Below are 19,018 nucleotides of genomic sequence, written 5' to 3'. Positions count from 1 at the left end.
TCGGTAGCCCTTTTTTGTGTCTGAAAGTAAGTGGCTGATGCGGTCACAGAAACGCTGATAATTGCAACTATTACTTGTGTGTTCAGGCTCGTTAAATCGTCACAATTATAGGCTATCAAGCTAATATACATTTGTTAGCCAAGCCTTTGTATAACAAAGGTTTCATTCCTTTTTGATGACGCTAATTAATGGGAAAGTATGACACAAAACAACAGGCGTTACGGATATGTAATTGAGGCTCGTTTTTCAGTCACAGATAACAAGCTCTGACAGATATAATTACTGTTCAACTTTTTACACAACAAGGAGTCAATTTTGACAACGATTAAACAACAAATAGAAACGCTGATTAACGACTTAACAGTCGAAGAAAAGCACTTGGTTTTAGCTGATATGAAAACGTCATTACCCAAAAAGAAACGAGGGCGTAAGGCTACTTCAACGGCTCAGATTAGCGCTGTATTGAAACTGGTATCTGATGGGCTGACTGAGAAAGAGATAGGTGCACAGCTTAGCTTAGGGCGTACCACGGTACAAAAGATTAAACGCAATAATAAGGGAGCGTAACGATGGACACAGCAAGACTCAGATTAACGTTGCCAGTTAACGTATTGGAGCAACTGGAAGAACTGAAACAAGGGCGCTCGATTAGCGAGGTAGCACTGGAACTAATTACTAAACAATTATCTGCTAATGGGGCGATGACTAATGACAAAACAAACAAAAGCAAAAACCTGTAACCACTGCGGTAAGCGTAGTCGAAAAGTTAAATACAATAGCTGTGATGAATGCAGGATTGACGGCTTTGTAAGTAGTCCTAATTTCCAATGGCTTTGGTGGCAAGCTGAACGTGGTGGATACAACCAATTACCTGAAACGTTTGAGGAGTTGGTAGCTGTACTGGAAGTCAAAAGACGGGCTAATAGATACAGTGGTTTTAAACTGGTAAATGGCGAGCTGACAAGTGATTACAACTATGAAGTTGGACACCGATATCCTTGCAGTAAAGGCGGTGCGTTAATCGCTGAGAACTTGATTGTGTTGCCCTGGGCTGTGAATAGAGCACTGGGAGATAAACACGGTTATGGACTAGAACATTTAGCTAAACCTACCAAGCCTTTTAAGGACATCAAAGAGTTTAGGCGAGTGTTTTTGAAACGATTTAAAAGCAACTTGGTGGAGCTGAAGAAGTACAGCATTAATCAACAGCTAGATGACTTTGATGTAAGCGGATGGAACGCTGAGATGATGCTAGCTGAGGAGATGGAAAAGCTAAACATTAAAACTGTAAAGGGTACTGAATACTTGGTATCGGACAAACATAGAATAGAAAGTAAGTTCGCTGAATTATGCGGTGGACTTGAAACAATTGAACGCGTCAAAGACTACGCAACACAGGAGTACAACATTATGGAACATTACAAACAACAAGAACAACTGATGGAACAGCACGAAATACGTGAGGCTATGGCTACAATAGAAAGTGGTAACTATGAAATGGAAGAAGTTATTGCCACTGAAAAGGAAAAGAAAACAGAACGGGAACAGGTAGTTGAGATACTTAAACGCTTTCCTGATGACTTCAAACCAAGCACTGATAATGAACACGCATCAAATAGTCATACTTTTACACGCAAGTATTACAGGCTGATTAAACAAAAGTACCCTGACTACTTCTACAAGTGGGTTGCGCAGGCGCAAGGGGCTTTAGGATTAAGCACTCCTAATTGGAGTAATAGACTAGTAATTGGGCATTTGACCTAACCGTGTTTGCGTAGAAAACGTGGCTTTACTACAAAAGCGTACAGTAAGAAATCGATGTAGCCCTTGCCTGTCGGGGGCTGCGGAGGATTTGATTGAAAACATTCTAAGGTACCATAGTGTAAGGAAATTAATAGTATGAAAGAAACAGAATGGTTAGATAGTATTGGCGCACGTAAAGCCAACTATAGATTTGAAAGTGTGGACTGCAAAGGCGTGGTTCATGAAGTTAGACCTGATTTGATGATCGGAACTGATGATGAAACGTGGATAGTGGAATACAAAAATGGTAACTGCTTAACGACAACAGGGATTAGAGGCGGTAAGGTTTCAGCTGAAAATGCAAAGGCGAGGTATGATGATTTAACAGACCAGTTAGTTTGTCCAAATGCCAGAGCCAAAAGGAACAAGAATAGCCGAGCGCATTTAGGTTGGAATCATACACTGGGTAAGATGATAGGAATGGACAACAGCCTAAATGAACATACGTTTGTATGTCCTGATACTAATGAGCAAGTTACTACTGGAAAGGCGCGTGTGATGATTGTAGATCCGCTGATGGCTAAGCATAGAAAGAGTAAAGCAAAAGACAAGGTTAGTATGTTTAAACACGCCAGCAAGACGGGTATTGAGTTCTATAGCACTGATGAGTTTGCGCTGATGTTGGATAGTTTAGAAAGTCCATATCAATGGTAAAAGTTACTACGATGATGATTTTAGGGCAGGTTGTTAATTCAGCTTGCCCTTTTTTGTTTGTGAATTAAAGTTAATTAGTGCCAAAACTGAACCCATGATATTATCAAATGAAATCAATAATTAACCTCAAAAGGGAAGTATAAATATGAGTCTGTTTTCAGGCATTGTTACACTATTAGTATTCATTCTAGGTGGTCTTGTTACGTTCGCATACAAGAAACCAAAAGCTTACAGTGTATTCCTAGAAAAACTACTTAATGGGTTTTTATCTATGCTAACTGGTGCATATGGAGTCTGTGTAGGAATGGATATGTTGATTAGGCATAACGACCTGAGCTATGACATTACAGGTGCTTTTGTTTTGATTCTTCCAGACTTCAAATATATCTGGGCTATACCTCTTTCATTCTTTGTAGTGTGGGTAAGTTTGCATTCTTTAGGTAAATTTATGAATGAATTGAAGCAAGCTGAAGATGGGTAATAGCTTTCAGCCTGTCCATCACTAACAAACACAAGCGATTCTAAGCCCTTGTAACCTGTTGCAATACAATGTGTTAACTGTAAATAGAACGGATCGCTACGGGCTGTTTAGAGACCTTTACGAGGGTGTTTCTACCTCAATCCACTGCTTATCTTTAAATTCGTAGATACTGTCGTTTGTAGTGATGAAAAGGCCGTCTGTATTGTACAGCATTTGGAAGTCTGGAAACGTTTTAGACAGCTGACGATTTAGCTTAACTCGTTCACGGTATACTTCATCTTTGGTTAGCTTTTCTGGTTCAGTTTTAAAGGACTGCATCAACGGGAAAAGGGTTTGCTGTAATGCGTTGGCTACTAGTTGCTTATTAGTTTCAAAGTCAAAGTAAACGTCTGTGCCTGACTCAGATTGTTGTTGTTTCTTTTCCTCGATTTCTTGTTCAAGATTGGCTATTGATTCCGACCTAGTTTGCATCTGCTTTAGGATCACGGAATTGGTAAAGTTGGCTGTTGCTGTCATCAACGACTCAAGGCTTTGCTGTGCTGATTGTAAGCGGCTTTCTAGTATTTCTAGACTATCGCCAGCGGTTACTTGTTTAGTCGATGCAGCTGCGTATTCAGACCACTGTGCTAGGTACTGTGGACTTAGGTATACTTCAATTAGAAACGAGTCCATATGCTTGTAAGGTATTGGTTTGTTTGTACAAAGCTGCTTGATACGATTGCGACAAGTTAAGTATTGCCATCTGGTTTTATCTGTAAAGTGCATTGCTTCACCACACTCTGAACACCTTGCTATTTTAGTAAACAAGTTTGGAAACGAGTCCCCTGTCCTACCGCCAGCTGTGTTAACAAGTTCACCACCAACGGTTCTTAAAGTTCGCTGAGTTCTACGAGATTGGGCTAGGTGATAGTCGTTTTCACTGACGATTGGAATGTAGTAGTTTTGTACTGGCTCACCAATAGGAACACGCTTACCGTCAACGTAATGGTGTGGCTGATATTCACCTAGAACACGCTTTGATTTAAGGATGCTACCAACTGTAGAAATACCCCACTTCTCAGTACGAGGTGGCTTAATGTCTTTGCTTTCTAAATGCTGAATGATGCGATTGATACCGACACCGTCAATTGATAGCTGAAACATTAATCTAACTATTTCTGCTTTTTCTTCGATTACTTCAAACTTAGTGTTATCTGTTGGTGATACCCGCAACCACCAAGGGCAAGTCTTTGATTTGACACTGGTTAAAGGGTTAGCTCTTTTCTTAGCGTGTATTTCACTTAGGCGCTTTGATTTGGTAACTGACTCATTGTTACTGCGTTCCATTATTGCTAGGGAAACTACTAGGTCTGTGAGATCTGGCTTGGTTGTGTAAACCTTATTGTCCATCAAAGTTACAACAGTAATACCTAAGTCATTTACTAGGTACAGGAAGTGCTGAAGTGCTACGGATACTTGCTCACGACTGATGCGGTCAAGCGATTCTACTAACAGCATTGAATTTCTTGGTATTGTTCCTGATTCGCAAGCTTGGATGAATTGAGAAAGGCCAGTGTCCGCTGCTCGGTGGCTACCTGTGAACGCTGAAAGGCCACAATCTTCAAAGTTAAGTTCTGAAAGGGTTAGATTGTTTTTGGTGCAATAATCTACCGCTAGGTCTGTTTGCCTGCGGATACTGTCACCGTGTTGTTGATGTTTAGCTGAAAAGCGTCTGTAACTGAAAACCTGTGTCATGCCTGAATACTACCTTACTACTGTGATTAGTTTGTAATGATTTGGAAACAGGTGGAATGTTACAGTGATAGTTATCCATGTGATAGCCAGAGGTTATCGACTTGAAGATGTCTTGTAGGGCGAGTGACTCATCCGAGTCACACTTTAAGTTAATCATCAGGCAATCATTGCGCCAAGTGAGCAAGGCGAACATTTTATTGTTCACCTTGTACACATGGACATCTTGATTGAATGGAAATGAAAGTGTGGTTTTCGGTTTTGCCAGTAAGTACTGACTTAGCTGCTGCATATCCATAGTTGTTTATGGACTCGAGCATTAACCATAATCGAGACTGTTGGCCGATTGATTTTGGTCATGAATATTAGACATCTCAGTTTCTAACCACTGCAATGCCTGTTCACGACCTAACTGCAAGCCGCAAAACTGTTTCAGGTGCCAGTTATCTTGTCGACGCTGATCTAAAACAGATTGGGTCTGAGCCTGTGCTTCTGAATTATAATGAACAACCGCCATAACTTTTAAAAATTCTAATGAAGCGATATGCAATTTCGCTTCAAAGGTGTACGAGTAGTTGTTTAATTTATTGATCAACAATCCAAATGGACGGTCGAACATATTGAGGAGAAATTCATCATACTCTTCGCACATTTCCAAAGACATTACCACGCCTTCGTCGATAATTACTTCTGCTAGGTGATCACTAAGTAAGTTGATCACACCAAAACTCATTTGAAATTTCATATTCTTACCCAGTTAAACATTTTCACTTTGCTTGAGAATTTCAAGCTCTAACCACTGTCTAGCCTTCATACGGCCTAACTGGTATGCGGAAAATGTCCTCATGGGTAATCGATGGTCTTGGGCAAGTTTGATAAATCGTTTGGCGACGCGCTCATTTTCGCGCCAGTATGTCACAGACGCAATGCCTGCAACGTCTTCATTTTTTACGATAGGAGTAACGACATCGTTATCAAAGTCTGCTTTATTTACCTGATTAATGATAACCCCATAAGGTTTTTCAAAATTTTGATTAATAAATTCACGGTATTCTTTGTAGGTTTCTATGTTAAAGACCGAGTTTTCATCAAGAAAAATTTCAACAATATTATTGGCGACCTTGTGGATCATGCCAAAAGTCATTGTGTATTTCATAAGCGCCCCAAATAAAAAGTGGATATGTTAATACACGCTTCAATTAATTGTACGTTTATACAATAAAACTAATAATAGAATCAAGACAGCCTGCTCTGCTCGTACCACTGCAAAGTAATAGAGAAAAGTCAGGAAATGAATTCTTAGCGCATTTATGTTTTTATATAAATAAAAGTAGGACAGTATGAATAAAAACGCTAATCGATTTGTCAAAAAAGTGTCATATTTTTTAAATCAGGCCAACTTTCAACTTTAACTTACTGTTTTTAAGAACTTTCACCAAGTAAAAGAAAATGGCACAATGAAACAAAATATTTTGGACTTCACATGAGAGCATTCGTCGTATTGTTGTGCTTAAGTCTCAGTCAAATGAGCTATGCCGCTGATAAAGCACAACAAATTTTTCAAGATCTGGCGCCGGCATTATTTCAAATTCGCTTGATAGATAAAGCTACCTCGGAAAAATCGAGTATTGGCTCTGGTTTTCAGTTCAGTGAAAACGGCTATATTGCCACCAATTATCATGTCATTTCAGGCTATGCGCAGCACCCAGAAAAGTATGTTATCGAGTACGAAAACCATTTGGGTGAAAAAGGCGAGCTTTCATTGCAAACAGTCGATGTCATTAATGATCTGGCCATCGTGTTACTGCAAGGGCAAGATACAGACAATTATTTTCAAATATCTCAATCCGTACCAGAGAAAGGCGAAGACCTGTATTCGTTAGGTAACCCCCATGATTTAGGCATGATAGTCGTACCTGGCACCTACAATGGTCTCAAAAAAGAATCGTTCAGTGACCGTATTCATTTCACCGGTTCAGTAAACCCCGGTATGAGCGGTGGTCCGGTGGTTAACCAATATGGCCAAGTTGTTGGCGTGAACGTCGCGTCATCAGGCAATCAAATCGGCTTTTTAATTCCCCATGACAAACTCGTCACCTTAATTAATCGTTTTGAGCAACAAGTCGAGCAAAGCTTTACAGAACAAATAAATGAACAATTACATACCTACCAAGAACAGTTATATTCGCAAATACTCGCTAAAGATTGGCAGACTAAGCCTTTTGCGTCAGCGCTGATCCCTGATACTGGCGTAAACTATATTCGCTGCTGGGGCGACTCTAATGCCGACCGCCCAGATGAGTTAATGTTTAAAGCGGTAACCACCTGTCAAATGGAAGAGTATGTCTATTTGTCCGATAGTTTCTCTACCGGTACCATAGATATGGAATTTCATTATTTTGATGCTGACGAGTTAAGCAGCAGTCGCTTTTATCAAATCTACCAACAATACATAGAAGATGCGCGTGCCGGTAATAATGCCAGTAAAGAAGATGTCACCGAGTTCTCTTGCCAGCACGACATCACCAATAACAACAGTAATACCATACGTAACAAGACCATTTACTGCATTCGCGGCTACCGCAAGTACCAAGGGCTATACGATATCCTGTATCTGTCGGCATCGATAGATAAGCAAAACAAAGCCATTGTTGGCCACTACACTCTGTCGGGTGTTAATAAACAATCGGCTCAAGGATTTAATCGCAAGTTCATGGAGGCTGTGACATGGAATTAATCATTGAAGAGATCAGCCGCAATAAAAAAATTAAAGCACGCCATAAGTTTGCCACCAAAGAGATCAGTATTGGTCGCGGCTTCGATAATGACATTATTTTATCTGACCCGCATATTTGCCCTGAGCATTTGGCGATAAAATGGCAAGATAATCAATGGTATGTTCAAGATTTACAAACCTTAAATGGCACCATGCTTAGTGATCGCCAACATATTGCCGATTGGCACCCAATCAAATCTGGCGACATTATCTTGTTGGGCAAAACGCAACTAAGGCTGTTTTTGCCTAATCATCCTGTGGCGCAAAGTATTGCCTTTACTAAAGTTGAACAGTTTGTTGAAAACTGCGGTCGTTGGACCTTCCTTATCGCCATGGTTGCTTTATTTTGTGCGATATCGTTTGCCTTAACTTACTTACAAGTAAGCCAAGTTGAAGTGCCTTACAGCCAAATTGTTATGTCCGTTGTCTACAGCACCATTGCCTATGCAATGTGGCCGTTACTATGCTCTTTAATGGCGTTTCTAAATAAAAATGAGTCTCGGGTTGGCAGTCAAATGGGCGTCAGCTTTTTGATGCTTAACTTGTTTTGGTTAGTCGATTTTATAGATGCCACTATGGCGTTTAATTTATCCAGTCAAATTAATTGGCAATGGCTGACGACAGTATTATATGTTGCGTTAACGTTCAGTTTATTTTGGTTCAACCTGTATATCGCATTTTCTCAAAGTAAATGGCGTCGAGTGACCATTTCGGCACTACTCACGGTGATTATATTTGGGGGATTGTACTTACAAGATCGCGGCGATTCAGTGGACTTTAATCCGCACCCAGTATTTGATAGCACCATTATGATCCCTGCCTTGTCAGTTAGCCCTGCCAGCAGCGTTGATGAGTACATTGAAGACTCAAACCGGTTATTTGAAGAGGTCGATAAAGCCTCGAAGAAAAAAGCCAATGGCGAAGATGGGGAATAAGCCGCCCGCCTAAATAAGCGCGCGCATACGGACATCAAAACCGACGCAACAAAAAAGGGCCACACGGCCCTTTTTTATGACATCAAATAAAGCATATTACGGCTTGGCAATAAAGCCAACAGCGTCATATACAGACGCTAATACCTTGCCCGCTTGTGCTGAGGCTTTCTCAGCCCCTTCACGCATAACCTGATTTAGAAAGGCCTGATCTTGACGATACTCATGGTACTTTTGCTGGATAGGTTGCAACATCGCTACAACGGCTTCAGCAACATCACCTTTTAGATGACCATACATTTTATCTTCGTATTTCGGCACGAGAGATTCGACACTGTCACCGGTTGCACAAGACAACAAACTCAACAAGTTTGAAACTCCAGGCTTCTCTTCAAGGTTGTAATAAATACGCGCTTGCTCATCAGAGTCTGTTACCGCACGCTTTATTTTCTTGGTAATTTTCTTTGGATCTTCTAATAAGCCAATAAAGTTACCGGGGTTGTCGTCCGACTTAGACATTTTCTTGTGAGGGTCTAACAAGCTCATTACCCGTGCACCGTTTTCTGGGATATAAGGATCCGGCACGTTAAAGGTGTCGCCGTATAAGTTGTTAAAACGGTTCGCGATATCGCGTGCTAATTCCAAATGTTGCTTTTGGTCTTCACCTACCGGCACTCGATTGGCAGAATACAAAAGAATATCCGCCGCCATAAGCACAGGATAAGTAAACAGGCCTGAATTGATATCAGCACCAGCTTTACTCGATTTATCCTTAAACTGAGTCATGCGGTTTAGTTCACCCATTTGCGTGTAACAGTTTAACACCCACGCTAATTGGCTGTGCTCTGGCACTTGTGATTGAACAAATATGGTGCTCTTATTATGATCGACACCACACGCCAAATATAACGCAAGTCCATCAAGAACCGCTTTGCGTAAATCATCAGGGTTTTGTCGTACGGTAATCGCGTGCAGGTCTACCAGTGAGTAGAAACACTGATGATCATCTTGCATGCCCACCCATTGGCGCAAAGCACCGAGGTAGTTACCAATAGTCAGCTCACCTGATGGCTGACAACCACTTAATACGATTGGCTTAGTCATTTTGGTCCTTATAGAGTGCTAACCTAGATCGGCCTGCGCCAGTTCACTGCGCATTTGGTCAATCACGGCTTTATAGTCATTTTCAGCAAAAATCGCCGAGCCAGCGACAAACATGTCCGCACCAGCCTCGGCAATTTCTTTAATATTATTCACTTTGACACCGCCATCGATTTCGAGGCGAATATCATAGCCACTTTGCTGTATTTTCTGTTTTACTTGTTTCAACTTAGTCAAAGTTGACGGAATAAAGCTTTGCCCACCGAAGCCAGGGTTTACCGACATCAGTAGAATAACATCCAGTTTATCCATGACGTAATCGAGTACATGCAATGGTGTTGCCGGATTCAATACCAGTCCCGCTTTACAGCCGTTGTCCTTAATTAACTGTAAGGTACGGTCAACATGATCACTTGCTTCCGGATGAAAGGTAATGATATCTGCACCAGCTTTAGCGAATTGTGGGATCAACGAATCAACGGGTTTGACCATTAAATGCACATCAATTGGTGCCGTAATGCCATAATCACGTAGTGACTTACACACCATAGGGCCAATGGTCAGGTTCGGTACAAAGTGATTATCCATCACATCGAAATGAACGACATCAGCACCAGCTTCCAGTACTTTCGCAACATCATCACCCAAACGCGCAAAGTCAGCGGATAGGATCGATGGTGCAATTAAAAATGACGACATAATAACAGCCTAAGAGTTATTTTTTACAGGTGCGTTACTTTACCAAAAATAAGCGCTAATAGAGAAGTAACAATGCGTAAATAGTGCAAAATATTAGCAAATTTCAACGCGCACAAAAAATGCACAACTCGCACTAAAATAGAGCAGCGACTCTAAATTGGTGTGTCTTTTGATCTCCATGGGATCCTCTAGCGCCCTTTAACTATATGTGTTGTAGCATTTTTTTAACATTTGGCATTGCCTTTGCAACTCCCTTGTCAGTTCGTTAATAACAAATTTAAAAAAATAACTTTATACAGGTAGGAATAAAATGAAAAATATCTTCAAAACATCGTTGCTGATGGCAACATTAGGGGCAAGTTCATTTATGGCCAGCACCAACGTTGCTTTGGCTGAAGTAAGTGGTAACGCAGGTGTTGTTTCTCAATACTTCTTCCGCGGTATTATGCAAACAGATACGGCTTCAGCAAGTGCTGGTCTTGATTACGAGAAAAATGGTTTTTATGTTGGTACTTGGGGTGCTGATGTAACTGACGGTTTAGAAATCGACTTTTACGCTGGATACGGTTTTGAAACAGAATCAGGTTTAGGCTTAAGCATTGGTGCGACTACCTACCAATATACCGGTGATTTTGACTCTGATTATAACGAAGTAAACCTAGGTTTAAGTTATGGTTTTGTGTCTTTGTCATATAACGTTGGTGTTCATGGCGAAGATGATGATTTAGGCATTGAAGAGTCAGATTATGATTTTGCCTCAATTACTGCTGAATACGAAGGTTTTTACGCGACGTTTGGTACTTGGGGCCAAGATTTCGAAGGTGATTACTTTGAACTAGGTTACGGCGCAGAAGTTGCTGGTTTTGATGTTGGTGTTGCCATCATTAGCAACTCAGAAGAATTAGATGTTGAAACCGGTGAAGGTGAAGAGTCAATGGTATTTAGTTTAAGCAAAACTTTCTAAGACCAATCACTTTGTAGAGAAGGCGGCATATCGTAATGATATTGCCGCTTTTTTGTTTGCAATTTGATCACCCTGCTCATATTCTGACACTATGAATGAAGAACCATCAAAACCATCGCTCGGTATAAAACAAGTGATCAGCAGTGTCGCTGCAGCGCTACTCGGCGTGCAAAGTGATGACAATCGAAAGCGGGACTTTAGCGAAGGTAAATTTAGTCACTTCGCCATTGTTGGCGGTATTGCAGTGACGTTATTTGTATTGGCATTAATCGCTATTGTGCAAATAGTGTTGAGTCTAACCTAACTGCTGCGCGATGACTTAACGCTTAGACTTGTATAGCGCCAGTAGTTCACCAACTTTATTACGGCCATTGGCCTTTTGACTGATGGTACGAGCGACCTTAATCGACTTTAACTTATCGGCGTGTTCATAAATTTTACGCGTCCAAATGGTGTCGTGATTAGAAATAAGCACAGTCACTTTTTTATCACGCGTCACTTCTTCTGCTGCGTTAGCTAAATCCGCTTGTTCGTCTAGACCAAAACCATTACCAGCGTAACTGGTAAAACTGGCGGTTTTGCTTAACGGCACATATGGTGGATCGCAATAAATAACATCACCATCTTCAGCACGCGCAAAGGTATCACGATAGTTTTCACAAACAAAATCTGTAATTTGCGCTTTGTTAGCAAACGCCAATAGCTCTTTTTCAGGAAAGTATGGGCGCTTGTACTTACCAAATGGTACGTTGTAGCCACCTTTTGAGTTATAACGACATAAACCGTTATAACCATGGCGATTCATATACAAGAACATCAAGCTGCGTTGATAGGCATCACTGGTGTCATTAAATTGACTGCGCAGCAGATAATACTCTTCAGCGACGTTATATTCTGGGGTAAAAAGTTTGCGCGCATCGGCAATAAACTTCTCAGGATTTTTCTTTAGCGTCAAATATAAGTTTATTAAGTCTTTGTTGATGTCATTCAACAAGTACTGATCATAATTGCTATTAAGAAAAATAGAACCCGCACCAGCAAAAGGCTCGATTAAACGCTTGCCTTTGGGCAGCATCTTACCAATGGTATCGCTAAGGGTGTATTTGCCACCGGCCCACTTAAGGAAGGCTCTTTGCTTTTGCGTCATGTTATTGTTCTTGTACTGCTTATGCCCGGCGGCTGATAGGGATTGCGATGCAGTTAAATAACCTGCTGCAACTGTTCACGGCTTATGTTATCAAAAATCTCGGTTTTGCCAATAGCCGTCGGCACAATTAACCGAATTTTCCCAGCCAGATTTTTCTTATCACGCGCCATATGCTTGAGATAAGAATCGATGTTCATTTCGCTAGGTCCAGCAATGGGTAAATCAAAATAAGCGATTAGGTTTTTAATACGCTCGACATCAGCATCGGTTAAGTGACCTAATAATTTAGCTAAGTTTGACGCTTGCACCATACCAGTGGCAACCGCTTCACCATGTAACCATTTACCATAACCCTGCTCAGCTTCAATCGCATGACCAAATGTATGGCCAAGGTTTAACATGGCTCGTACACCAGACTCTTTTTCATCCGCAGCGACGATATCAGCTTTTGCCTGACAGCATTTAGCAATCATGCTAGCGAGAATGTGTTGGTCACCTTGCTTAATGTTTTGCTTGTTGTCTTCTAACCAGCAAAAGAATGGGTAATCACCGAGAATGCCGTATTTAATTACCTCAGCCATACCCGCGGCAAATTCGCGTGAAGGTAAGGTATTTAGGCTATCAACATCTATAAGCACCGCCTGAGGCTGATAAAAGGCGCCAATCATGTTTTTACCTAAAGGATGATTGACCGCGGTTTTACCGCCAACAGAAGAGTCCACTTGCGACAACAATGTGGTTGGGATCTGAATAAAATCAATACCACGTTGATAACACGCGGCCGCAAATCCGGTAATGTCACCAATGACACCACCACCTAAAGCAATTAAGGTTGAGTCACGACCATGGATATTAGCCAGCAGATGAGCCATGATTTTTTCAAAATTAGCCAACGATTTTTGCGCTTCACCATCGGCTAAAATAACAACGTCTAGTTGATAATTCGCCAATTGTTGCTTTAACGCGTTTAAATAAAGTTTATCGACTACATCATTTGTTACGATGCAGACGCGTTGGCCTTTAATATAAGAGGAAATTGGGCTGTCAGTTAACAGCCCTGATTCGATAAAGATAGGGTAACTGCGTGAACCGAGTTCAACTATCAATTCCGACATGGATATTAGAAATCCAGTTTATCGACGATCTTGTTAGCAACGACTTTTGCGCTTTGATCATCTGTTTGAACAACGTGGTCAGCGATTTCTTCGTACATAGGGTTACGCTCTGCTGCTAAACGCTCTAGAACGGTACGAGAATCTTCTTCCGTTTGTAACAGTGGGCGACGACGGTCGCGTTGTGTACGGGCTACTTGTTTATCAATGGTGGTTTCAAGGTATACGACGATGCCACGCGCTGATAAGCGATTGCGAATAAGATCACTAATTACAGACCCGCCACCTGTTGCCAGCACGATACCCTGTAGTTCAGTTAGATCATCAATTACTTTCTCTTCACGATCTCTAAACCCTTCTTCACCTTCTAGATCAAAGACCCAAGCGATATCTGCGCCAGTACGGCGTTCTATTTCTTGGTCTGAATCGTAGAAATCTAAGTGAAGTCTGTCAGCGATTTCTCTGCCAATTGTGCTTTTACCTGCTCCCATAGGGCCGATCAGGAAAATGTTACGTTTTTCTGCCATGAGCTTACTTTACTACTCGAAAAATTGATTGTTAACGGAAACTGAGGACTCTCCTCGACAAAATTAAGGGCGCAATTATCGCAATTATTTTAGACTAATTGCAAGCACCTGCCTTAAAAAAACACAATCCGAACTAACACTCACCATATTTGGCAGTGTAAGTTCAGACTGATTTTATAAAACCGTTAACTCTTCGGTTTAAAATTTCTCTGTAACAATGCGAGGCGTTACAAAGATAAGTAATTCTTTTTTCTCGTTAAATTCGCTATTCGTGCGGAATAACCAACCAACGTAAGGGATATCACCAAGCACTGGAACTTTAGATACGGCATTTATTATCTGTTGTTGATAAATACCACCTAGCACTATGGTTTCACCATTATTTACCAGCACTTGCGTACCAATTTCTTGAGTATCGATGGCAGTCGCTAGACCAGTACCCGTTGCAATCGTGTCACCACGAGTATCTTGGGTAATCACCAAATCAAGAATAATACGATTATCTGGGGTAATCTGTGGCGTTACTCGAAGTCCCAAAACAGCCTTTTTAAAGGTTACTGAGGTAGCACCACTTGATGCCGCCTGAACAAATGGTATTTCGGTACCTTGCTCGATATAGGCTTCTTTTTGATTCGACGTGGTAATACGTGGACTGGCGATGATTTCACCCTTGTTCTCTTGCTCCATTGCTGAAAGCTCAAGGTCAAGAATGGTGCCATCCGCTAAACGTGCCACTTGAAAGGCAATGCTACCAGCCGGATCAACAACCGGTAAGTTCACATTTAAACGGTCATCCAATGATGGTACGACGTTGCCATTAGCAATATCGGCACCTTCTAAGCTACCAGAGGTCGACGTATCACCACCGTTATGTGTCACACCCCAGCGTATACCTAACTCTTCACTGATGTTGTCCTTAACGGTCACCATACGCGATTCAATCACCACCTGGCGAATTGGGATATCCAACACATCAATCATGCGTTTGATGTCTTCAATACTTTTCGCAGTATCACGAACCAATAAAGTATTTGTACGCTCATCAACGGTTACACTGCCACGATCTGATAACAAGCTCGTGCCTTCATTCTTTAATAATGAAGAAAAGTCAGCCGCTTTGGCGTAATTAATTTGTACGTATTCGGCGTATAACGGTGCAAGCTCTGACACTTGTTGTTGTGCTTGAAGCTCTTTCGCTTCACGAGCAACCAACTCATCGTTAGGAGCGATCATTAGAATATTACCGTCAAGTCGTTTGCCTAAGCCTTTGACTTTAAGAATGATATCCAACGCTTGATCCCACGGTACACCGTCAAGACGCAGGGTAATGTTACCATTTACTGTGTCACTGGTGACCAAGTTGAAACCATTATAATCGGCAATGATTTGCAATACGGTACGAATTGGAATGTCTTGGAAATTTAACGATATCGCTTTACCGTTAAAGTCTTTACCGTTTTCCAAGTACGACTTTTCCTCTTCCTGTTCAGCGACAGTTAACGAGAAAATATTATCAATTTGGTCATGCTCATAGGTGACTGGTTTGCTGGTAGTAATTTCCAAGCGGGCATTATTACCTTCTTTAAAGGTCTCAATGCTGGTCACAATAGTACCAAAATCACTTACATCCAGTTTGTAGAGCAAGTCGTCCATTATATCGGTATTATGAAATTCGATATTCACTTTACCTAAATTATCACTGACATCCACGGCTGACTTACTGTCACCAAGAAATACCAATACTTGGCCACTATCCGCTTCGCCTTTACGAAAATCGATAGCTTGAATATTGTTGATGAAATTTGCGCTACTGTCGGCTTCTACGTCGGCTTTATCGAAGCTAGACATACCATTAAGCAACATCACGAACTTACCTTCGATCAATTCTGCTTGGTACATTTTCAGTTCTTCAAGATAAATCGTTGCTTTTACTTTTCCTGCAACTTGCATGACGTCGATATGTTTCACACCAGCGTGATTGACCTGAGTATCTGAGAGGGGGGCAACAAATTCTTCAGCGTCAAACGTAATTTCAATACGTGCTGGGTCAGTAAAGGTTTTTACGACGGGCTGAGACGCAATATCTTGCTCAAAGCCAAAAGTGAATTCAATCTCATCGGCAAGCAACGTATTGTAATAAATATCGTTTAATTTGCCTTCTGCAAAGCTGGAAAATGAAGACACAGCCAAAGCCGCGCCTAAGGCGGATTGCAATAATCCTTGCTTTATTCGATTTGATGTTTTTATTTTTTTTCTATCAAGACTCAACATTAATTCCTTTGCCCCTCTAGATCCGAATCAACCATGGCAACAGTTGTTTCACGTTCTACCCAACAGCCTGCGCCGTCGGGAATTAATTCAACGATGATAATCTCTTCATCGCCAACGCTGGTAATTCGACCATTGTAAAGGCCCATATAACTGCCAATAGATACCCTATGTAAGGTAGTATCACCGGCTTGTATTAGTGCCCAAATTATTCCCTCTTCCCCTAGTGTGCCACGCATGCTCATACTTTCCAATGCAAACTTTTCTAAAGGTTGCTTGCGACGGCGAGGATCCGGATGTAAACAATCGGACATTTGTTGCAACTTCTCTGTCATCGCTTCAGGCTTAGGCGCCACAAACGGGCTGCGCAGCGCAAATGCCGAGTAATCAAAATGATTAAATTCGGTAACGGCTGGCATCGGCTCAATACGATTTGGAGTAGATGCTTTTACTTTTTCAATATGTGCGTGTAGATCTGTTTTATCATCAAAACAAGCAGTTAGCAAAAATATCGGTAATATTCCGAGTAACGGTTTAGACAAACGCATTATTTTCCTGCCTCCCGATATTTGTAGGTTTTAGCCTGTAATGTCAGCGTTAACTCACCATCCATACCGGCCTTGGTGCCAGCAATAGAAAAGTCATGCAAGGTAACGATTCGTGGTAAGCCTGATATCTTACTTACGAACTCACCGAAGTCATGATATGAACCGGTAACCTGCACTTGAATCGGTAATTCCACATAAAACTTTTGCTGAATTTCAGGCTGCCAATTTAGCTTTTTAAATTCCAGTCGAGACGTTGTTCCAACAAAGGTAATATCGTCAAGCAAACCCGGTGTTTCATGGCTCTCTGGGAGGCGTTTAATTTGCTTAGCAAACAACTCTTCTGCCTCTTCCATTTGCTCTCGGAACAACTCGAGGTTGGCTGAAACGTAATACTTTGCTTCGTAATCGGTTTTCAGTTTTACTTCGCGAGCAATCTCTTGCTCTAAGGTAGTGATCTTGTCACTGACCAACACGTAGTAAACCAAGTAAGAAACAAAGGCCACAACAACTATGGCTAAAATCGTTTTCGCCACTACCGGCCATTGACCGATATTATTGAGGTCTAAGTCATTTAACTCTGATAAATCAATATTTTTCATTAGCGACCTCCTGCGTTAATAAGCGCTTGTTCATCTAGCAGGCCTTGGATACGTAAGGTCATTTTAAAGTCACTTAATAACTTCTCTGACTTGCCGCTATTGGTAATCGATTCCAGCTCAGCATCAGCCAATAAGGTTGAGCTTTGTACCTCACGAATCATATTCGCTAAGTGGTTATTCGACTCACTTTTACCCTGCAGCAATAATTGGTTATCTTGCTTGGTTAATTTCGTGAGATACACACCAGGTGGCACAACTTTGGCGATTTCATCGAGAACTTGGGTACCGACGTTACGACTTTTCTGTAGTTGTTCGATTAACTTCATCCGTTGAATCAAGTCTTTCTTTTTCTGCTCTAGGGTTTTGATCTCGGCAATTCGCGCATCCAATACCTTAATTTCATTGGTTAAGAACTGGTTACGAGCACGTTGGCCGTCAATCTTAGCCTGGAAATACTGGCTCACGAGGAAAACAACCAAAAAGCTAGTCAAAGCTAAAAAGGTTAATAGAGAAAAATATTGTTGCTGGCGTAGTCGCTGAGCTTCTTCACGCCACGGTAGTAAATTTATATGTGGCATGGGGAAAAACTCCTTATAGCAAGACCTGTTGCAACCATCAATTGAGGTGCAACCTTAGAAAGCTCTTCTTCATTAATTTGCTCACCGACCATCATATCTTTAAATGGGTTAGCAATAATGGTGTGAATGCCAAGTTCAGCAGATAATAGTTCTTGAATGCTTTCCAGTGCGGCGGTACCACCAGAAATGACCAGATAATCGAGTTTATCTTTGCCACTAAAAGTCAAATACATCTGAATCGCACGACGAATTTGCTGAATAAGGGTGGTTTGAAATGGTGCCAAAACCTCAAAAGTGTATGTCGGCGGTAATTCGCCGGTTAGCTTTTCTCGTTCAGCGTCTTCAAAGGTTTTATTGTAATAAGACACAATAGAGCGAGTATATTGCTCTGAACCAAACAATTGGTCTCGACTGTATATATTCGACTCGGTTTCATTGACCGTAAACAATGTCATTGTCGCGCCGATATCGATAAATGCGACGACTTTATCACTTGCATCTTCAGGTAAGGCCGGCATGCATAAATCAGCTGCACGGCTCAAGGCATAAGATTCGACGTCAACAACTTTGGTTTGAAAACCACCGGTATCGAGTGCTGCAACTCGTGCTTCAACGGTTTCCGTTCGAGCGGCACTTAAGAGAACGTTCACCTTGCTTGGGTCTGACTCGTTAACATCAAGCTTTTCGAAATCAAGACTAACTTCGTCAAGCGGATATGGAATTAAGCTATCGGCTTCAATCTCAATTTGACTGGCAAGTTCGTCATCATTGAGAGCCACATCCATATAAATAATTTTGGTAATAACGGTAGAACCGGAGATTGCGACTGCGGCATCTTGCACAGACGAAAGGACTTTTTTACGAATTTTGCGAATGACAGCGCCAACGGCCTCGATGTCTTGGATCTTACGATCGACAACGGCACCTTTTGGAATTGGTTCAACAGCGAAAGCTTCAAGTTGATAGCCATCTTTGCCTTCACCGATAAGAACAGCCTTGGCGGAATGAGAACCGATATCGATCCCGACCATTTTAGCAGCGCTTTTATTCCATAACTTACTAAGCATATCTTCCCGTGAATTATTATTATTTTTTGTC

Annotated in this window: 22 protein-coding genes; 8 read left to right on the top strand and 14 right to left on the bottom strand. The window is 41.5% G+C overall.

Annotated features, from left to right (window positions below):
- Positions 1 to 315 precede the first annotated feature (315 nt).
- From E2K93_RS09965 to E2K93_RS09950, 4 genes are all read left to right on the top strand, one after another.
- Positions 316 to 567 carry a hypothetical protein gene (locus E2K93_RS09965; protein WP_135438957.1) on the top strand — a complete coding sequence of 84 codons (252 nt, stop codon included), beginning with the start codon at positions 316 to 318 and terminating at the stop codon, positions 565 to 567.
- Positions 568 to 708: 141 nt separating this feature from the next.
- Positions 709 to 1,764 (top strand): hypothetical protein, encoded by a 1,056-nt coding sequence (locus E2K93_RS09960; protein WP_135438956.1) that lies wholly within the window; start codon positions 709 to 711, stop codon positions 1,762 to 1,764.
- A gap of 135 nt (positions 1,765 to 1,899) precedes the next feature.
- Entirely contained in the window at positions 1,900 to 2,457 is a 558-nt protein-coding gene (locus E2K93_RS09955; RefSeq protein WP_135438955.1) for a hypothetical protein, read from the top strand.
- Positions 2,458 to 2,602: 145 nt separating this feature from the next.
- Positions 2,603 to 2,938, top strand: a complete 336-nt coding sequence (locus E2K93_RS09950; RefSeq protein ID WP_135438954.1) for a hypothetical protein — start codon at positions 2,603 to 2,605, stop codon at positions 2,936 to 2,938.
- A gap of 117 nt (positions 2,939 to 3,055) precedes the next feature.
- Here E2K93_RS09950 and E2K93_RS09945 read toward each other — a convergent pair whose 3' ends face one another.
- From E2K93_RS09945 to E2K93_RS09930, 4 genes are read right to left on the bottom strand one after another with little or no spacing between them, the layout of a single operon-like run.
- Positions 3,056 to 4,672 (bottom strand): recombinase family protein, encoded by a 1,617-nt coding sequence (locus E2K93_RS09945; protein WP_135438953.1) that lies wholly within the window; start codon positions 4,670 to 4,672, stop codon positions 3,056 to 3,058.
- Positions 4,635 to 4,961 (bottom strand): MmcQ/YjbR family DNA-binding protein, encoded by a 327-nt coding sequence (locus E2K93_RS09940; RefSeq protein WP_228445258.1) that lies wholly within the window; start codon positions 4,959 to 4,961, stop codon positions 4,635 to 4,637. The genes E2K93_RS09945 and E2K93_RS09940 overlap by 38 nt, the downstream gene beginning before the upstream one ends.
- A 27-nt stretch (positions 4,962 to 4,988) precedes the next feature.
- Positions 4,989 to 5,414 carry a hypothetical protein gene (locus E2K93_RS09935; RefSeq protein ID WP_135438951.1) on the bottom strand — a complete coding sequence of 142 codons (426 nt, stop codon included), beginning with the start codon at positions 5,412 to 5,414 and terminating at the stop codon, positions 4,989 to 4,991.
- A gap of 12 nt (positions 5,415 to 5,426) precedes the next feature.
- Positions 5,427 to 5,825, bottom strand: coding sequence for a hypothetical protein (locus E2K93_RS09930; RefSeq protein WP_135438950.1), 399 nt, complete (start codon positions 5,823 to 5,825; stop codon positions 5,427 to 5,429).
- A 327-nt stretch (positions 5,826 to 6,152) separates the two neighbouring features.
- Between E2K93_RS09930 and E2K93_RS09925 the strand changes: the two genes are divergently transcribed.
- Together E2K93_RS09925 and E2K93_RS09920 are read left to right on the top strand one after the other, a co-directional pair.
- The gene (locus E2K93_RS09925) at positions 6,153 to 7,406 is read left to right on the top strand and encodes a S1 family peptidase (protein WP_135438949.1); all 1,254 of its coding nucleotides are present in this window, start codon (positions 6,153 to 6,155) and stop codon (positions 7,404 to 7,406) included.
- Entirely contained in the window at positions 7,397 to 8,380 is a 984-nt protein-coding gene (locus E2K93_RS09920) for an FHA domain-containing protein (protein ID WP_135438948.1), read from the top strand. Before E2K93_RS09925 ends, E2K93_RS09920 begins: the two co-directional genes overlap by 10 nt.
- 96 nt (positions 8,381 to 8,476) lie before the next feature.
- On the opposite strand, the gene trpS is transcribed toward E2K93_RS09920, so the two are convergent.
- Together trpS and rpe are read right to left on the bottom strand one after the other, a co-directional pair.
- The gene (gene trpS, locus E2K93_RS09915; RefSeq protein ID WP_135438947.1) at positions 8,477 to 9,481 is read right to left on the bottom strand and encodes a tryptophan--tRNA ligase; all 1,005 of its coding nucleotides are present in this window, start codon (positions 9,479 to 9,481) and stop codon (positions 8,477 to 8,479) included.
- An 18-nt stretch (positions 9,482 to 9,499) separates the two neighbouring features.
- The gene (gene rpe, locus E2K93_RS09910) at positions 9,500 to 10,177 is read right to left on the bottom strand and encodes a ribulose-phosphate 3-epimerase (RefSeq protein WP_135438946.1); all 678 of its coding nucleotides are present in this window, start codon (positions 10,175 to 10,177) and stop codon (positions 9,500 to 9,502) included.
- 310 nt (positions 10,178 to 10,487) lie between these two features.
- On the opposite strand from rpe, the gene E2K93_RS09905 reads away from it, so the two are divergent.
- Together E2K93_RS09905 and E2K93_RS09900 are read left to right on the top strand one after the other, a co-directional pair.
- A complete protein-coding gene (locus E2K93_RS09905) occupies positions 10,488 to 11,141 on the top strand; it encodes a TorF family putative porin (protein ID WP_135438945.1) in 654 nt (217 codons plus the stop codon).
- Between the two features lie 91 nt (positions 11,142 to 11,232).
- Positions 11,233 to 11,445 carry a DUF2970 domain-containing protein gene (locus E2K93_RS09900; protein ID WP_135438944.1) on the top strand — a complete coding sequence of 71 codons (213 nt, stop codon included), beginning with the start codon at positions 11,233 to 11,235 and terminating at the stop codon, positions 11,443 to 11,445.
- Between the two features lie 15 nt (positions 11,446 to 11,460).
- Here E2K93_RS09900 and E2K93_RS09895 read toward each other — a convergent pair whose 3' ends face one another.
- From E2K93_RS09895 to E2K93_RS09860, 8 genes are all read right to left on the bottom strand, one after another.
- Entirely contained in the window at positions 11,461 to 12,288 is an 828-nt protein-coding gene (locus E2K93_RS09895) for a Dam family site-specific DNA-(adenine-N6)-methyltransferase (RefSeq protein ID WP_135438943.1), read from the bottom strand.
- Between the two features lie 53 nt (positions 12,289 to 12,341).
- Positions 12,342 to 13,403 carry a 3-dehydroquinate synthase gene (aroB, locus tag E2K93_RS09890; RefSeq protein WP_135438942.1) on the bottom strand — a complete coding sequence of 354 codons (1,062 nt, stop codon included), beginning with the start codon at positions 13,401 to 13,403 and terminating at the stop codon, positions 12,342 to 12,344.
- A 5-nt stretch (positions 13,404 to 13,408) separates the two neighbouring features.
- Entirely contained in the window at positions 13,409 to 13,927 is a 519-nt protein-coding gene (gene aroK, locus E2K93_RS09885) for a shikimate kinase AroK (RefSeq protein ID WP_135438941.1), read from the bottom strand.
- Between the two features lie 198 nt (positions 13,928 to 14,125).
- Positions 14,126 to 16,198: a type IV pilus secretin PilQ gene (locus E2K93_RS09880; protein WP_135438940.1), complete on the bottom strand. Its 2,073-nt coding sequence runs from the start codon at positions 16,196 to 16,198 to the stop codon at positions 14,126 to 14,128.
- On the bottom strand, positions 16,198 to 16,743 hold the full coding sequence (locus E2K93_RS09875) for a pilus assembly protein PilP (RefSeq protein ID WP_135438939.1): 546 nt from the start codon (positions 16,741 to 16,743) through the stop codon (positions 16,198 to 16,200). The genes E2K93_RS09880 and E2K93_RS09875 overlap by 1 nt, the downstream gene beginning before the upstream one ends.
- Entirely contained in the window at positions 16,743 to 17,342 is a 600-nt protein-coding gene (locus E2K93_RS09870) for a type 4a pilus biogenesis protein PilO (protein ID WP_135438938.1), read from the bottom strand. The genes E2K93_RS09875 and E2K93_RS09870 overlap by 1 nt, the downstream gene beginning before the upstream one ends.
- Positions 17,342 to 17,920 (bottom strand): PilN domain-containing protein, encoded by a 579-nt coding sequence (locus tag E2K93_RS09865; RefSeq protein ID WP_135438937.1) that lies wholly within the window; start codon positions 17,918 to 17,920, stop codon positions 17,342 to 17,344. Before E2K93_RS09865 ends, E2K93_RS09870 begins: the two co-directional genes overlap by 1 nt.
- Positions 17,908 to 18,987 carry a pilus assembly protein PilM gene (locus E2K93_RS09860; RefSeq protein WP_135438936.1) on the bottom strand — a complete coding sequence of 360 codons (1,080 nt, stop codon included), beginning with the start codon at positions 18,985 to 18,987 and terminating at the stop codon, positions 17,908 to 17,910. Before E2K93_RS09860 ends, E2K93_RS09865 begins: the two co-directional genes overlap by 13 nt.
- Between the last annotated feature and the right edge of the window lie 31 nt (positions 18,988 to 19,018).

The sequence above is a fragment of the Thalassotalea sp. HSM 43 genome (assembly GCF_004752005.1).
Classification (GTDB): Bacteria; Pseudomonadota; Gammaproteobacteria; order Enterobacterales; family Alteromonadaceae; genus Thalassotalea_A.
This window is presented reverse-complemented; position numbering and strand designations above follow the sequence as displayed.

Bases quoted from the DNA above. Each gene is read 5' to 3' on its own strand.
- E2K93_RS09960 (WP_135438956.1), top strand. From the start codon at position 709: ATGACAAAACAAACAAAAGCAAAAACCTGTAACCACTGCGGTAAGCGT.
- E2K93_RS09955 (WP_135438955.1), top strand. From the start codon at position 1,900: ATGAAAGAAACAGAATGGTTAGATAGTATTGGCGCACGTAAAGCCAAC.
- E2K93_RS09950 (WP_135438954.1), top strand. From the start codon at position 2,603: ATGAGTCTGTTTTCAGGCATTGTTACACTATTAGTATTCATTCTAGGT.
- E2K93_RS09945 (WP_135438953.1), bottom strand. From the start codon at position 4,672: ATGACACAGGTTTTCAGTTACAGACGCTTTTCAGCTAAACATCAACAA.
- E2K93_RS09940 (WP_228445258.1), bottom strand. From the start codon at position 4,961: ATGCAGCAGCTAAGTCAGTACTTACTGGCAAAACCGAAAACCACACTT.
- E2K93_RS09935 (WP_135438951.1), bottom strand. From the start codon at position 5,414: ATGAAATTTCAAATGAGTTTTGGTGTGATCAACTTACTTAGTGATCAC.
- E2K93_RS09930 (WP_135438950.1), bottom strand. From the start codon at position 5,825: ATGAAATACACAATGACTTTTGGCATGATCCACAAGGTCGCCAATAAT.
- E2K93_RS09925 (WP_135438949.1), top strand. From the start codon at position 6,153: ATGAGAGCATTCGTCGTATTGTTGTGCTTAAGTCTCAGTCAAATGAGC.
- E2K93_RS09920 (WP_135438948.1), top strand. From the start codon at position 7,397: ATGGAATTAATCATTGAAGAGATCAGCCGCAATAAAAAAATTAAAGCA.
- trpS (WP_135438947.1), bottom strand. From the start codon at position 9,481: ATGACTAAGCCAATCGTATTAAGTGGTTGTCAGCCATCAGGTGAGCTG.
- rpe (WP_135438946.1), bottom strand. From the start codon at position 10,177: ATGTCGTCATTTTTAATTGCACCATCGATCCTATCCGCTGACTTTGCG.
- E2K93_RS09905 (WP_135438945.1), top strand. From the start codon at position 10,488: ATGAAAAATATCTTCAAAACATCGTTGCTGATGGCAACATTAGGGGCA.
- E2K93_RS09900 (WP_135438944.1), top strand. From the start codon at position 11,233: ATGAATGAAGAACCATCAAAACCATCGCTCGGTATAAAACAAGTGATC.
- E2K93_RS09895 (WP_135438943.1), bottom strand. From the start codon at position 12,288: ATGACGCAAAAGCAAAGAGCCTTCCTTAAGTGGGCCGGTGGCAAATAC.
- aroB (WP_135438942.1), bottom strand. From the start codon at position 13,403: ATGTCGGAATTGATAGTTGAACTCGGTTCACGCAGTTACCCTATCTTT.
- aroK (WP_135438941.1), bottom strand. From the start codon at position 13,927: ATGGCAGAAAAACGTAACATTTTCCTGATCGGCCCTATGGGAGCAGGT.
- E2K93_RS09880 (WP_135438940.1), bottom strand. From the start codon at position 16,198: ATGTTGAGTCTTGATAGAAAAAAAATAAAAACATCAAATCGAATAAAG.
- E2K93_RS09875 (WP_135438939.1), bottom strand. From the start codon at position 16,743: ATGCGTTTGTCTAAACCGTTACTCGGAATATTACCGATATTTTTGCTA.
- E2K93_RS09870 (WP_135438938.1), bottom strand. From the start codon at position 17,342: ATGAAAAATATTGATTTATCAGAGTTAAATGACTTAGACCTCAATAAT.
- E2K93_RS09865 (WP_135438937.1), bottom strand. From the start codon at position 17,920: ATGCCACATATAAATTTACTACCGTGGCGTGAAGAAGCTCAGCGACTA.
- E2K93_RS09860 (WP_135438936.1), bottom strand. From the start codon at position 18,987: ATGCTTAGTAAGTTATGGAATAAAAGCGCTGCTAAAATGGTCGGGATC.